Annotated in this window: 10 protein-coding genes; 6 read left to right on the plus strand and 4 right to left on the minus strand. The window is 65.1% G+C overall.

The window, feature by feature from the left end; genetic code table 11:
* The first annotated feature begins 189 nt into the window (after positions 1-189).
* The 4 genes from purL (at position 190) to AC3G2C_RS07915 (ending at position 6,731) form a co-directional block, all read left to right on the plus strand.
* Positions 190-4,050 carry a phosphoribosylformylglycinamidine synthase gene (gene purL, locus AC3G2C_RS07900; protein ID WP_488384080.1) on the plus strand — a complete coding sequence of 1,287 codons (3,861 nt, stop codon included), beginning with the start codon at positions 190-192 and terminating at the stop codon, positions 4,048-4,050.
* Between the two features lie 45 nt (positions 4,051-4,095).
* Positions 4,096-4,842, plus strand: coding sequence for a hypothetical protein (locus AC3G2C_RS07905; protein WP_488384081.1), 747 nt, complete (start codon positions 4,096-4,098; stop codon positions 4,840-4,842).
* 81 nt (positions 4,843-4,923) lie between these two features.
* The gene (locus AC3G2C_RS07910) at positions 4,924-5,835 is read left to right on the plus strand and encodes a glycosyltransferase family 2 protein (RefSeq protein WP_488384082.1); all 912 of its coding nucleotides are present in this window, start codon (positions 4,924-4,926) and stop codon (positions 5,833-5,835) included.
* Positions 5,832-6,731, plus strand: a complete 900-nt coding sequence (locus AC3G2C_RS07915) for a DMT family transporter (RefSeq protein WP_488384083.1) — start codon at positions 5,832-5,834, stop codon at positions 6,729-6,731. Before AC3G2C_RS07910 ends, AC3G2C_RS07915 begins: the two co-directional genes overlap by 4 nt.
* A gap of 136 nt (positions 6,732-6,867) precedes the next feature.
* Here the strand turns inward: AC3G2C_RS07915 and AC3G2C_RS07920 are convergent, their stop codons facing one another.
* The 4 genes from AC3G2C_RS07920 to AC3G2C_RS07935 all read right to left on the minus strand — a co-directional run bounded on the left by AC3G2C_RS07920 (position 6,868) and on the right by AC3G2C_RS07935 (position 11,045).
* Positions 6,868-7,383, minus strand: a complete 516-nt coding sequence (locus AC3G2C_RS07920; RefSeq protein ID WP_488384084.1) for a DUF2127 domain-containing protein — start codon at positions 7,381-7,383, stop codon at positions 6,868-6,870.
* 313 nt (positions 7,384-7,696) lie between these two features.
* Positions 7,697-8,263 (minus strand): hypothetical protein, encoded by a 567-nt coding sequence (locus AC3G2C_RS07925; protein ID WP_488384085.1) that lies wholly within the window; start codon positions 8,261-8,263, stop codon positions 7,697-7,699.
* Between the two features lie 500 nt (positions 8,264-8,763).
* Complete coding sequence (locus AC3G2C_RS07930; RefSeq protein WP_488384086.1) at positions 8,764-8,958, minus strand: YbdD/YjiX family protein; 195 nt, start codon at positions 8,956-8,958, stop codon at positions 8,764-8,766.
* Between the two features lie 11 nt (positions 8,959-8,969).
* Positions 8,970-11,045 carry a carbon starvation CstA family protein gene (locus AC3G2C_RS07935; RefSeq protein ID WP_488384087.1) on the minus strand — a complete coding sequence of 692 codons (2,076 nt, stop codon included), beginning with the start codon at positions 11,043-11,045 and terminating at the stop codon, positions 8,970-8,972.
* A 204-nt stretch (positions 11,046-11,249) separates the two neighbouring features.
* On the opposite strand from AC3G2C_RS07935, the gene def reads away from it, so the two are divergent.
* Positions 11,250-11,789 (plus strand): peptide deformylase, encoded by a 540-nt coding sequence (gene def / locus AC3G2C_RS07940; protein ID WP_488384088.1) that lies wholly within the window; start codon positions 11,250-11,252, stop codon positions 11,787-11,789.
* A 204-nt stretch (positions 11,790-11,993) separates the two neighbouring features.
* Positions 11,994-13,964, plus strand: a complete 1,971-nt coding sequence (locus tag AC3G2C_RS07945; protein WP_488384280.1) for an OPT family oligopeptide transporter — start codon at positions 11,994-11,996, stop codon at positions 13,962-13,964.
* Positions 13,965-14,101 lie beyond the last annotated feature (137 nt).

A 14,101-nucleotide genomic window follows, 5' to 3' on the forward strand; every position in this document is an offset into this window, starting at 1 on the left:
TTGTCTTTAGGAGGCCATGGATGGCGATACACCGCCATTGGGTTGCCATGGTGCGTAAAAACAACCACTTGCCGATGGTTGAGGCCGGCGGGCGTCGTCGGCGGCCGCGCAACGTGAGATGCTGCGTCGCCGCAGTCTGCTCCCGCCTTGGGGTACAATAGGCGTTTTCGCATAGCTCCCGTTCCCCGCATGATCGCACTCGACGGGCAGAGCGCCCTCTCGCCTTTTCGCCTCGAACGACTGAACGCCCGCCTGGATGCCATTCACCGTGGCACCCGCGTACTGGCCTCGTGGTTCGTCTATTTCATCGACGCCGCCCGCATGCCGGAAGGCGAACAGCGCACCCGCCTGCTGGAAGTGCTGGAGGCCAAGGACGCCGGGCCCGAGCCTGCCTCGCTGTGGGTCGTGCCGCGCCTGGGCACCATTTCGCCATGGTCGAGCAAGGCCACCGACATCCTGCACGGCGCCGGCTTCGACGTGCGTCGCGTGGAGCGCGGCATTGCCTGGCAGGTGGCCGCGCTGCCGTCGGCGGAGTCACCGGAATACCAGGCCGTGCTTGGCGTGTTGCACGACGCGATGACGCAGTCCGTGCTTACCAGCCTCGATGGCGCGCAAGGCCTGTTCCTGGCCGGCGAGCCAGGTCCGCTGGTGCATATCGCCCTGGGCAATGACGCCAAGGGCGCGCTGGACAAGGCCAACAAGGAGCTGGGCCTGGCTCTGGCGGACGACGAGATCGAGTACCTGGCGGCGCGCTATGCCGAACTGGGTCGCGACCCGAGCGACGCCGAACTCTTCATGTTCGCCCAGGCCAACTCCGAGCATTGCCGCCACAAGGTGTTCAACGCCAGTTGGACGCTCGATGGCGAGGCTCAGGAAAAGAGCCTCTTCGGCATGATCAAGAACACCCACCAGCATTCGCCTGCGCATACGCTGTCCGCCTACAAGGACAACGCGGCGGTGATCGAGGGTTACGAGGGCAATCGCTTTTTCGCCGACGAAGACGGCGTGTGGCGTGCGCACCCCGAGCGCGTCGAGTACGCGATCAAGGTGGAAACGCACAACCATCCCACCGCCATCGCACCGTGGCCGGGTGCGGCCACCGGTGCCGGCGGCGAGATCCGCGACGAGGGCGCCACGGGTCGTGGCGCCAAGCCCAAGGCCGGCCTCACCGGCTTCTCGGTGTCGGACTTGCGCATTCCGGGCAAGCCGCGTCCCTGGGAGGTGGAGCGTCCGCTGCCGCCGCACATGGCCACGGCGTTCGAGATCATGCGCGATGGCCCGCTGGGCGCCGCCGCGTTCAACAATGAATTCGGTCGTCCGGCACTGGGCGGCTACCTCCGTACCTACGAGCACGAAACCGGCGAAGCCGGCGTTCGTCGCGGCTACGACAAGCCCATCATGATCGCCGGCGGCTTGGCCAACATCCGTGCGGGCCACGTGCAGAAGCGTTACGTGCAGCCGGGCAACAAGGTCATCGTGCTGGGTGGCCCGGCCATGCTGATCGGCCTGGGCGGCGGTGCCGCCTCGTCGGTGGCGTCGGGCACTTCCAGCCAGGAGCTGGATTTCGCCTCCGTGCAGCGCGACAACGCTGAGATGGAGCGCCGCTGCCAGCAGGTGATCGACAGCTGCTGGGCGCGTGGCGACAACAACCCCATCGTGAGCGTGCATGACGTGGGCGCGGGCGGTTTGTCCAACGCCATCCCCGAACTGCTCAACGACGCCGACGTCGGTGGCCGCATCGACCTGTCGCGCGTGCCGTGCGATGACCCGTCGCTGTCGCCCATGCAGATCTGGAGCAACGAGTCGCAGGAACGCTACGTGCTGGCGATCGGCGCGGACGACCTCGCCGAATTCGAAGCCTATTGCGCCCGCGAGCGTTGCCCGTATGCGGTGGTGGGCGAAGCCACGGCCGAGCGTCACCTCACCGTGCACGATCCGCGCACCGACACCAACGTGATCGACCTGCCGATGGACGTGCTGTTCGGCAAGGCGCCGCGCATGCATCGCGACGCCACGCACGTGAAGCCGCGCGTGGACCTGGTGCCCGACCTTGCCGGCATCAGCATGGACGAAGCCCTGCTTCGCGTGCTGCGCCTGCCCACCGTGGGCAGCAAGAGCTTCCTCATCACCATCGGCGATCGCACCGTGGGTGGCCTCAATGCGCGCGATCCCATGGTGGGTCCGTGGCAGGTGCCGGTGGCCGACTGCGCCGTCACCATCACCGACTTCGACGGTTACACCGGCGAAGCCATGGCGATGGCCGAGCGCGCCCCGGTGGCGCTGCTCAACAGCGCCGATGCCGCGCGCCTCGCCGTGGGCGAAGCCATCACCAATCTGGCCGCCGCGCCCATCGCCTCGCTGGGTGAAGTGCGCCTGTCGGCCAACTGGATGGCTGCGGTGAACTTCCCCGGTGAAGACGCCGCCCTGTTCGACGCGGTAAAGGCCGTGGGCATGGAACTGTGCCCGGAGCTGGATATCTCCATCCCGGTGGGCAAGGACTCGTTGTCCATGCAGACCGTCTGGAAGGATGGCGATACCGTGCAGCGCACCGTGTCGCCGGTGTCGCTGGTCATCACCGGTTTTGCCCGCGTCACCGACGTGCGTCGCACGCTCACCCCGCAGCTGCGCCTGGATCACGGCGATTCGGAACTGTGGCTGCTCGACCTGGGTGCCTGTCGCGATCGCCTCGGCGGTTCCGCGCTGACCCAGGTGTTCAATCGCGGTGGCGGCGTGCCGCCGGACCTCGACGATGCCAAGCGCCTGAAGTCGCTGTTCAACCTAGTGCAGGAGGCCAATGCCAGCGGCCTTCTGTTGGCTTATCACGACCGTTCCGACGGCGGCGTCATCGTTACCTTGCTGGAAATGGCCTTCGCCGGTCGTTGCGGGCTGGAAATCCATCTCGATGGTTGGGCGGAAGCCACGCTGCGCGCGCTCTTCAACGAAGAGCTGGGCGCGGTGGTGCAGGTTGCCACGGCGAACCGCGAAGCCTTCGAGGCCCTGCTGGTCAAGCACGAACTCACCGGCATGGCGTACCGCATCGGTCGTCCCAAGGAAAAGCTCGGCATCAAGCTGTTCCATAACGGCGACACGCTGTTCAAGTGGAACTGGCGCACGCTGTTCGAGGCCTGGAACGAAACCAGCTACGCCATGCAGCGCCTGCGCGACAACCCGGTTGCCGCCGACGCCGAAAACGAGTGGCGCCTGGACGACGCCGATCCGGGCATCAGCCCCAAGCTCAGCTTCGATCCGGCGGAAGACATTGCCGCGCCTTACATCGCCAAGGGCGCCAGGCCGCGCGTGGCCGTGCTGCGCGAGCAGGGCGTGAATGGCCAGGTCGAAATGGCGGCGGCGTTTACCCGCGCCGGCTTCGAAGCGGTGGACGTGCACATGTCCGACCTCGCCAGCGGCCGCATCAAGCTGGCGGATTTCCGTGGCCTGGCCGCATGCGGCGGTTTCTCCTACGGCGACGTGCTGGGTGCGGGCCGTGGTTGGGCGACGTCCATCCTCTACAACGATTACCTGCGCGCTGAATTCAGCGCCTTCTTCGCCGACGCCTCGCGCTTTGCGCTGGGCGTGTGTAACGGTTGCCAGATGATGAGCCAGCTCAAGGACATCATTCCGGGCGCGCAGCACTGGCCGAAGTTCCTGCGCAACGCGTCCGAGCAGTACGAAGCGCGCGTGGCCACGCTGGAGGTGCTCGAATCGCCGAGTATCTTCTTCAAGGGCATGGCCGGTTCGCGCATCCCGGTGGCGGTGGCGCACGGCGAAGGCCGCGTGAGCTTCCCGTACAGCTGCAGCCCGTCCAAGGCGGGTGCGGCCGCGCGTTACGTGGACAACCGTGGCAAGCCGACCGAAGACTACCCGCTGAACCCGAACGGTTCGCCGGGCGGCCAGGCCGGCTTCACCGCCGCCGATGGCCGCGTGACCATCATGATGCCGCACCCCGAGCGCGTGTTCCGTAGCGTGCAGATGAGCTGGCATCCAGAGAAGTGGGGCGAGGATTCGCCGTGGATGCGCATGTTCCGCAACGCCCGGGTCTGGTGCGGCTGATGCGCGTGGACCACGCGGGGTCCGTGTCTGAGGCGCGGACCTAGCGTGGTCTCCGAACTCTCTCGCTGGGGTGCGCGCATGCTGCCGGCGATGGCGTGGACCGGCTTGCTCGGGCTCTTGCCTTGGTGGGCCGGGGCGCCGGTGTTGGTAGCCCTGGTGTTGGGCGCGGTGTATTTCGATAAACGCTCGGCTTTGCGCGCCGAATTATGCCGACGCGGTTTGCGTTGGGGCCTGCCCGGCGTGCTGTTCGCCGTGCAGCGTGCGCTGGGTGGCGACCTGATTGCGTGGGGCGCCGCGTTGCTGGGGGCCTTGGTGGGTTTCTCCCTCGTGGTGCTGCTCGAATCGCTGCTTGATCGTCGCGTACGTCGCGCGCCAGCCGAGGCGGTGACGCCGGAATGGCGCGAGCTGGCGTTGGCGCCCATCGGGCCGGCTGCTCACATCATCGAGCTTGCCCCGGTCGAATGGCGCGAGGTATTCGGCACGTTCCATGACCCCCAAGGCCAGCCCGTTCGCTACGAATCGCTGGGCGAGGGGAGCGGGCGTTACGTGTTTGCTCAGGGGTATGCGATCGAACAGGCCAGTGCGCGATGTTGTTTTGGCCCCACTGGGCGTTGGTTTGCGGCCAGCTTGCCTGAAGGGCAGGGCGACATCCTGTGGGATCGGCAGGGCAATCGCCTGCATCGTCTAGCAGGTTGGGTGCTCTATGGTTGGGAGGGCGAGCAACCCTGGCTGACCCAAGGTGACGATGGCGCGCCAGCGCCACTGCACGAGGTACTCGGCGCTGGGCGCTGACGGTGTTGTGCCCCACATGAAGGTGTCTATCAGCCTTCTTTCACGTTTTGCATATCCAGGTCCTCGCGCATACTTGTCATCGTGAATACGGAAGCTGCTCCCTCTTTGTCTTCGGTGCTGCCGGTCAGCGTGATTGTCGTTGCTGCCGACAGTGGCCCTACGTTGCGTGACTGTGTGCGTCGCGTGCTGGCCTGCGATACGCCGTTGGAAATGATCCTGGTGGACAATGCCTCGACCGATGGCATTCCCCAGGCGATCGCTCGCGCCTACGAAAGCGATCCGCGCCTTACCGTGATGTACAACCGCGCCAATCTCGGTTTCGGTCCGGCGGTCAATCGCGGCGCGGCCAAGGCGCAAGGCAAGTCGTTGCTGGTACTCAATCCCGATTGTCTGATCGATAACGAGATTCTGCAGCGCCTGCTGGGCATGCTGGCGGCGCATCCGCGCGCCGGCGTGATCGGGGCCGTGGTGTGCGACGAGCAGGGCGTGGCCGATCCAGCCTCCTACCGTCGCGACCCACTGCTGCGGCGCGCGCTCAATACCATGCTCGGACGCGCCGGCGAGGGCGTGAACGTGGAGGGGCCGATTCCCGCCGCGCTGGTCGATGCCGAGGCGGTATCCGGTGCGCTGATGCTCATGCCGCATCGCGTGTTCGATTACCTGACGGGGTTCGACGAAGCGTACTTCTTGCACTGCGAAGATCTGGACCTTTGCCGTCGCGTGCGCAACGCCGGCTATCGCGTCTTGCTAGCTGGCGACGTGCGCGTGCTGCACGGCAAGGGAAGCTCTAGCCGGCACCGCCCGGTGTTCGTGAGCTGGCACAAGCATCGCGGCATGTGGCGCTGGTTCCGCACGTTCGATCCGGCGGCAGCCAAGCCCTGGGTGGCGGGCGTGGTGTGGCTGGGCTTGTGGGCTCATTTCACAATGCAGATTCCCGGCCAGTGGCTCCGCCTGCTCAAGCGCAAGCTATCGTCGCCGAAGCAGGCCGCATGAGTCAGGCAACGTCGCGGGCCAGCGCCCTGGCAACCTTCGGTCTGGTGGCGGTAACCGCCGTTTGGGGTTCCACGTTCTTCCTCATCAAGGACCTGGTGGCGCGCATGCCGGTGGCCGATTTTCTGGCCATCCGTTTCGCTGTCGCGGCTGTGGCCATGGTGCTGCTTTTCCATCGCCCGCTGCTGCGCTTGAGTGGTCGCGAATGGGGCCAGGGTGTAGCGCTGGGCGCCGTGTACGGCGTCGCGCAACTGTTGCAGACCACGGGGCTAGAGCACACCTCGGCCAGCATCAGCGGATTCGCGACGGGCATGTATGTGGTTTTCACACCGTTGCTTGGCACCGTGCTATTGCGCCAACGCATGCCCTCCGTGACCTGGATTGCCGTTTTGCTCTCGGTGGGCGGATTGGCCCTGTTGGCGTTGCACGGCTTGAGCATCAGCTACGGCGTTTGGCTGACGCTGGCGTCGGCGGCGCTGTACGGCCTGCATATCGTCGGCCTGGGCGCTTGGTCGCGCCCTGGGAGCGCGTTTGCGCTTTCCACGGTGCAGATGCTGATGATCGCCGCCATTTGCCTGTTGGCGACCTTGCCCAAGGGGCCAACATTGCCGCCCGATCGTGGCGCATGGCTCGCCGTGATCTACATGGCGTTGGCTGCGGGAGCGGGAGCCATGCTCATGCAGACCTGGGCGCAAGCGCACTTGCCAGCCACCCGCGCGGCCATCGTGATGACGCTGGAGCCGGTGTTCGCAGCGGGCTTCGCCGTGGCTTTCGGCAACGAAGCGCTGACCTGGCGCATGCTGGGTGGTGGCGCGTTGATTCTGGCCGCGATGTATCTGGTGGAACTGGCGCCACGCAGTTCGGCGCTGAAGGCCGAAGGCTTGCACCACGAGGTGTAGCTGAGCCGACGAGGTTGCGAACCGCGAGGCCAGCCCCCTTGTCCGTTCGTCGCCTCAGCGGCGCAACCCTTTGGGCCGGCACGGGCTACGCGGAGATCTGAATACCTCTTGGGCGATAGCGAGTGCAGCCTTGGGGCTAGTGTCGTGTGCTAGCCGTCTTCTTCGGGCGAGGCTGCATGGCGATGCGTACCAGGTACACCACGATGGCCACGTTCGCCACCAGCGCACCCAGCTTCAACCAGGCGAACTTGTGCACGGTCTCGTACAGCTCGAGCGGAATGAGCGAGCCCGTCGCGATGACCGTGAACCATTCTGCCCAATGCTTGCGTAGCCACAGGCCCGTGCCCTCGGTGGCGAAGATCGCCGCATACGCCAACGCCACCAACCCGATGGCTACGAACTTGCTCGGCCCCATCTCCTGCAGCAGGCCCACGAGACGCCAGCGGAGCCCATTGCTGTCGGTGAGCGAGAGGTGCTCCAGCCAATGCACCAGCTTTTCGAAATTCTGCTCACGGTCGAGGTGGAACGCGAAGGCTGCCACAAGGATCAGGCACACCGTCTTTACCGCCTTATAGATGGCGATGATGCGCAGGCCCAGACTGTGCTGCGCTTCGATCTCGGAGGTGGGCTGGCTGAGATGGTGTTCGCTCATGGGGAAACGTGCGGGGAGGGGAGGTGCAAAGTCACCTGCGTGATGATGAAGGGAACGCCATCGAAAGCCTAGTGCTGCCGCGATGGGCCAATCGCGCGCCTTCCAGTTAAGGGCACTGCGCCCGTTTGGCACCGGTACCGCGTTGTTGTCAGCCCGCGAAGGAAATCACCGGGATGATCGGAGCTTGCGTTGATCGGAAGTGGCGGGCCAGGGCGTCATGGACGCCTGACCATGAGTAGTGGAGTAGGCAGACGCCGGAATGATGCTACCTACTGGGGCTTTCGGCGCGTATCGAGCGAAGCTCTCCATTCGCCTACCACCCCGCCCGATCGCCTTGGCCGAGTTTGTCGCTCGCCACCCGTTCGATCAGCGTGGGCCAATCAGGATGGTGTCCTGCGTTGAGCGAGCCCCATATCCATGCGGGGCGCTCTGGGTGGGATATATCGATGACGACGACGGCATAGCGGGTCGCGATACCGCCTATTTCGTAGTGGATGACGCATCGGTCCTTGGACGCGCCGGCGACGACGAGTCGGCGGTGCGGGAGTGTTCCATCGGTAGAGCGAACGTCGGTCGACTGATAGTGCGTGCGCGGATTGGCAAGCGAGAAACTGGGTTCTCTCGTCAGGCTGGCAAAGGCCTTCTTGCATGCCTGTGGAAGATCAGCGGTGTCGTGTATCGGCAACAAACGCGCCGAAAGCAGTCGTGCACGTTCCTCTTGCGTCCATTGGGGCGGTGCCGATGGCTGGCCCTGGGGCACACGTTCTTGATCGCGTGTTGTCATACGCATCGCTGACCAGTTTGCGGGCAACGACGCGAACAAGCTGGCACCCGTCAGAGCGGCCAAGATGAACATCGCTTTTCTATGAGATGTCTTCATGGATATCCAACGTCGTGGGTTGAAGCCTGTCGAGACTTTTTAGCCGATACGCATTTGGTCTCGCCCTCAAAGGGCGGTGTGCTCAGCCAGTGCCGAGTCGCTGCTTGAAGCCAGGTTGACGGATGCCGCCGACCGAGGATTGCCCTGACCACTTGTAGCGTCATCCAGATCATCGCGCGGTGCGATGCCTGCGCTCCCAGATTGAATCGGCCAAGTGAAGGTGCGCTTGAGATGCGTGGCAGTGGTTGAACCGACTACGGGTAGGTAGGTCTTTGCCGTCCACGCATATTGGATGTCGCGCAGAAAGGTCGACGGGCTGCCATTGGCTGTCCTCGACGCGGCGGGCACGCGTGGGCTCTTGCTCTTGGATGTGCGCACGCCCGGATGTGCCGTGGACTAGCTGAGTGGCGTTACGTCGATGCGCTTTTCCCGCGCGCGGGTGGGGCGAATGAAGGGTCATGCCCATGCGGGCATGACCCTTTGGCAAGGTTAGCGATAGATCAACAGCAGCGGCCGCCGGTGCCCTTGTAACGGGCGATCTGTCGCTCGCGGAAGAACTCCTTGTAGCTGGGCACCGGGCGCTCCGGGTGGTGGTCGCGCAGGTGCTTCACATACACGTCGTAATCCGGAATGCCGCAGCAGAGGCGGGCGGTTTGCACCGCCCACTTGCGAATAGCTTGCAGGGTCGCTTTCATGATCGACCTCCTCAACGACTGGGTACGCTCCCCAGTGCGACGTACGGCTCTTCCTGGGCCGTGGGGTGATTGGTGCGCCAGGCCTTGATGATCGCCCGGATGGCGAAGCCGGCCATGGTCAGCACCAGTAGCATGAAGATGCCCGTCAGCGCGGCATCCACATAGTTGTTGGTAACGATGCGCTGCATCTCCTCCGCGGTCTTGGCCGGCGCCAGTAGCTTGCCGTCCGCAGCGGCGGCGGCGTACTTGTTGGCGGCGGCGGTGAAGCTGATCGGGCCGCTCAGCTTTTCCCAGCCGGCGGTGAGCGTGCACACCACGAGCCAGATCGCCGGAATGCCCGGCACCAGCACATAGCGCTCACGCTTGAGCTTCACGGTCACCACCGTGGCCAGCATCAGCGCCACGGCAGCGAGCATCTGATTCGCGATACCGAATAGTGGCCACAGCGTGTTAATGCCGCCCAATGGGTCGACTGCGCCTTGATAGAGGAAATAGCCCCACAGGCTGACGCAGATGGCGGTGGCCAGCAGGTTGCCCGTCCACGATTCGGTGTGTTGCAGCGGCTTGTGGATGAGGCCGGCGATCTCCTGAATCATGAAGCGGCCCACGCGGGTGCCGGCATCCACTGTGGTCAGGATGAACAGCGCTTCGAACAAGATCGCATAGTGATACCAGAAGGCCATCATGCCTTCGCCCGGGATGATGCCGTGCAGCAGTTGGGCCATGCCCACCGCCAGCGTCGGCGCGCCACCGGCGCGACTGAGAATGCTCGATTCACCGATGTTCTTGGCAGTGTTGAGCAATTCATCCGGCGTCACCACAAAGCCCCATTGGCTGATGGTGGTGGCCGCTTGCTGGGCAGTGGTGCCAATCAAGGCGCCCGGCGAATTCATCGCAAAGTACACGCCCGGATGCAGCGAGGCGGCGGCGATCAAGGCCATGATGGCGACGAAGGCCTCCATCAGCATGCCGCCGTAGCCCACCATGCGCGCCTCGCCTTCGCTGGCGAGCAGCTTGGGCGTGGTGCCCGAGGCGATGATGGAGTGCCAGCCCGACACCGCGCCGCAGGCAATGGTGATGAACAGGAACGGGAACAGGTTGCCCTGGAACACCGGGCCGGTGCCATCGATGAACTTGGTTACGGCCGGCATCTGCAACGTCGGCGCGGCCAGCATGATGGCCAGCGCCAGCAGCAGGATGGTGCCGATCTTGAGGAAGGTGCTCAGGTAATCGCGCGGCGCCAGCAGCAGCCACACCGGCAGCACGGAGGCGCAAAAGCCGTAACCGATCAGCAGCCAGGCGAGTGCCTTGGCGTCGAAGTCGAACAGGGCCGACAGCGCGGGCGAGGCAGCCACGTGCGCACCGAACCAGATCGAGGCCAGCAACAGCACCAGGCCGACGATGGACACTTCCAGGATCTTGCCCGGGCGCAGGTAGCGCAGATAGATGCCCATCAGCAGCGCAATCGGAATGGTGGCTGCGACGGTGAAGGTGCCCCATGGGCTATGCGTAAGCGCCTTCACCACCACCAGCGCGAGCACCGCCAGCACGATCATCATGAGCACGAGCACGCCGAACATGGCGACCACGCCCGCGGTGGCGCCCAGTTCGTCGCGCAGCATGTTGCCCAGCGAGCGGCCGTCGCGGCGTACCGACAAGCCCAGGATCATGAAGTCCTGCACGGCACCGGCGAACACCACGCCGAAGAGAATCCATAGCGTGCCCGGCAAATAGCCCATCTGCGCGGCGAGCACCGGGCCTACCAGGGGGCCGGCGCCGGCAATGGCGGCGAAATGGTGGCCAAACACCACCCACTTGTCGGTGGGTACGTAGTCCAGGCCGTCGTTGCGCAGTACCGCCGGGGTGGCCCGACTGGGGTCCAGGCGCAGGACCTTGTCGTTGATGAACTTGCTATAGAAGCGATAGCCGATGACGAACACCGAGACGGCGGCCGCTACCAGCCAGATGGCGTTGATCGGTTCGCCGCGGCGCAGGGCGACGACGCCCAGGCACCATGCGCCCACGATGGCGATGGCCGCCCAGAGGATTTTCCCTGCCGGGCTAGGTTTGACGACGACGGTGGACATGCGCGTTGGCTCCTGGACAGACCTACCAAAGGGTCGTCCCGGCGGTTCCGGGGGTCAATGCCATTATTCCCGTTCTTACGTTAGCCATTGGTCGAATATGCTCGATCGGGCCAATGGGGCCCGGTATTGTCCGGGCGGGTACACTCCCACGTCTCGCCAGGGTGGCTTGGCGACAGCTAAGTGTACGAAACGTGAGGGTTTTTCATGATTCGCGAGATTCTGAAGATGGGCGATCCCCGCTTGCTGCGGGTGGCGCCCCCCGTACCCGATGCCATGATCGGCAGCGGCGAGTTGGATGCGTTGATCGCCGACATGTTCGACACCATGCACGCCGCCGGCGGCGTGGGGCTGGCCGCGCCTCAGATCGGCGTGGACCTGCAACTGGTGATCTTTGGTTTCGATCGCTCCGAGCGCTATCCAGATGCACCAGCGGTGCCCCACACGATCCTGCTCAATCCGGTGATCACGCCCTTGTCGCAGGACATGGAGGAGGGCTGGGAAGGCTGCCTGTCCGTGCCGGGGCTGCGTGGGGCGGTGAATCGCTACACGCTGATCCGCTACCAGGGCGTGGACCCCAAAGGCGAGCGCATCGACCGCACGGCCGAAGGGTTCCACGCCCGCGTCGTGCAGCACGAGTGCGACCACCTGATCGGTCGCCTGTACCCTTCGCGCATCACCGACTTCAGCAAGTTCGGCTATACCGAGGTGCTGTTTCCGGGCATGGACCCCGGCGCCGACGAATAGGCCCCGTTTTGGCGGGCGCGCGGGGCAAGCCTGCCGGGCTACTCACGAATGGCCACCGGCTGCAACCCGTTGCGTCCGCGCACGAATCCCGCAACCCTACGCGCTGGCCTGCCGCCCGGTGGGCCGTTCTGGCCGGAAACACCCAGGGGAGACCACCAACATGACCGGAAAGCACTCGTGAGCGGCAATCATCCCGGCGCCGACATGCGCAAAGAGCTGACCGTTCGCGGTCTCATTCTCGGCGTGGTCATCACGGTGGTGTTCACCGCGGCCAACGTCTTCTTCGGCCTCAAGGCTGGCCTCACCTTCGCCACCTCGATCCCCGCCGCGGTGATCTCGATGGCGCTGCTGCGCAGCTTCAAGGATTCCACCATCCAGGAAAACAACGTAGTGCAGACCATCGCTTCGGCGGCGGGCACGTTGTCGTCCATCATCTTCGTACTGCCGGGCATGATCATGATCGGCTGGTGGACCGGGTTTCCGTTCTGGACCTCCTTCGCCGTGTGCGCGCTGGGCGGCATCCTGGGCGTGATGTATTCCATCCCGCTGCGCCGTGCGCTGGTGACCAACTCCGACCTGCCGTATCCGGAAGGCCTGGCCTGTGCCGAAGTGCTCAAGGTAGGTAGCGGTGACGAGGCCAGCGCCGGCAGCGTGGAAGAGGGCAAGGCGGGTCTGCTGGCAGTGCTGTGGGGTTCGATCGTGTCGGCGGTGTTCGCCGTGGTGGTCGCCACCCAGGTATTCGCCAGCGACGTGGTGTCCTATTTCCGCGTGGGCAACAAGGGCGCGGTCAGCGGCTTCGATTTCAACCTGTCCTTTGCATTGTTCGCCATTGGCCACTTGGTGGGCCTGTCGGTGGGCGTCGCCATGCTGATCGGTGCGTTCATCGGTTGGGGCTGGGGCGTGCCGCATTACTCGCTGCTGGGCGACATGAGCGCTTCGGTGGCGGATCTGGCCCAGGGCACCTGGAGCCATAAGGTTCGCTTCGTTGGTGCGGGCGCCATCGGTGTATCCGCCATCTGGACGCTGGCCAAGCTGGTCAAGCCGGTGATCAGCGGCTTGACCAGCGCCATGGCCGCGGCGCGCGTGCGCAAGGCCGGTAACGCGGACAGCCTGCCGCGCACCGAGCGCGACATCCCGATCGGCATCGTTGGCCTGATTACGCTGGCCTGCTTTGTGCCCATAGCCTGGTTGCTCGGTTACTTCGGTACCACGGCCGGCTTGGGTGATCACGTGACTGTGCTGGCCATCGGCGGCGTGGCCTTCGTGGTGTTGATGGGCTTCTTTGTGTCCACCGTCTGCGGCTATATGGCGGGCCTGATCGGCTCGTCCAACAGTCCGCTGTCGGGTGTGGGCATCCTGGTGGTGATCGCGGCCGCGCTGCTGCTGGTGGCCTTCGTGAAGCCTTATGTGGGCCCGGAGGCCGGCAAGGCGCTGGTGGCGTTTGCGCTGTTCATCACCTCGGTGGTGTTCACCGTGGCCGCCATCGCCAACAACAACCTGCAAGATCTCAAGACCGGCCAGCTGGTCGACGCCACGCCGTGGCGCCAGCAGGTGGCGCTGGTGATCGGTGTGGTGGCGGGCGCCGCGGTGATTCCGCCGGTGCTGGACTTGCTGAACCATGCCTACGGCTTCGCGGGCGTGGCGGGCGCGGGCCCGCACGCGCTGCCCGCTCCGCAGGCCGGCCTGATCTCGGCGCTGGCGCAGGGCGTGATCACCAACAATATCGACTGGAGCCTGATCGTCACCGGCATCTGGATCGGTGTGGCGATCATCGTGGTGGACGAAGTGCTCCGCCGCACCACCAAGCACTTGAGCCTGCCGCCGCTGGCGGTGGGCCTGGGCATCTACCTGCCGACCGTCAGCACGCTGATGGTGGTGGTGGGCTCGATCGTGGGTTGGTACTTCGACCGTCGCGCGGATCGCTCGGCCAAGCCGGAGAGCACCAAGCAGCTGGGCGTGCTGCTCGCTTCGGGCCTGATCGTGGGCGAGAGCGTGATCGGCGTGGTCATCGCCTTCATTGTTGGCTTTTCGGGCAAGGCGGCCCCGCTGGCACTGGTGGGCGAAAGCTTCGCGGGTGCAGCGCAGTGGATCGGTGGTGCCGCGTTTGCGGCTATCGTGTTCGTGATGTACCGCTGGGTGGCCAAGATGGCCAAGGGCCTTGGTGCCAAGTCCTGAGCCTCGGCACCTGATCACGATCTACGCGTGGCCCGCGCAGATCGTGAACAGGCCTCAGGGTCGCGGCTGCCTGAAGCGGCCGCGACCAAATGTCATCCCCACATGCCACGATCGCACAGGAAAGCATCCTGACCGGC

It is taken from the genome of Frateuria sp. sgz306004 (assembly GCF_057750885.1).

Bases quoted from the DNA above. Each gene is read 5' to 3' on its own strand.
- purL (WP_488384080.1), top strand. From the start codon at position 190: ATGATCGCACTCGACGGGCAGAGCGCCCTCTCGCCTTTTCGCCTCGAA.
- AC3G2C_RS07915 (WP_488384083.1), top strand. From the start codon at position 5,832: ATGAGTCAGGCAACGTCGCGGGCCAGCGCCCTGGCAACCTTCGGTCTG.
- AC3G2C_RS07920 (WP_488384084.1), bottom strand. From the start codon at position 7,383: ATGAGCGAACACCATCTCAGCCAGCCCACCTCCGAGATCGAAGCGCAG.
- AC3G2C_RS07925 (WP_488384085.1), bottom strand. From the start codon at position 8,263: ATGAAGACATCTCATAGAAAAGCGATGTTCATCTTGGCCGCTCTGACG.
- AC3G2C_RS07930 (WP_488384086.1), bottom strand. From the start codon at position 8,958: ATGAAAGCGACCCTGCAAGCTATTCGCAAGTGGGCGGTGCAAACCGCC.
- AC3G2C_RS07935 (WP_488384087.1), bottom strand. From the start codon at position 11,045: ATGTCCACCGTCGTCGTCAAACCTAGCCCGGCAGGGAAAATCCTCTGG.
- def (WP_488384088.1), top strand. From the start codon at position 11,250: ATGATTCGCGAGATTCTGAAGATGGGCGATCCCCGCTTGCTGCGGGTG.
- AC3G2C_RS07945 (WP_488384280.1), top strand. From the start codon at position 11,994: ATGCGCAAAGAGCTGACCGTTCGCGGTCTCATTCTCGGCGTGGTCATC.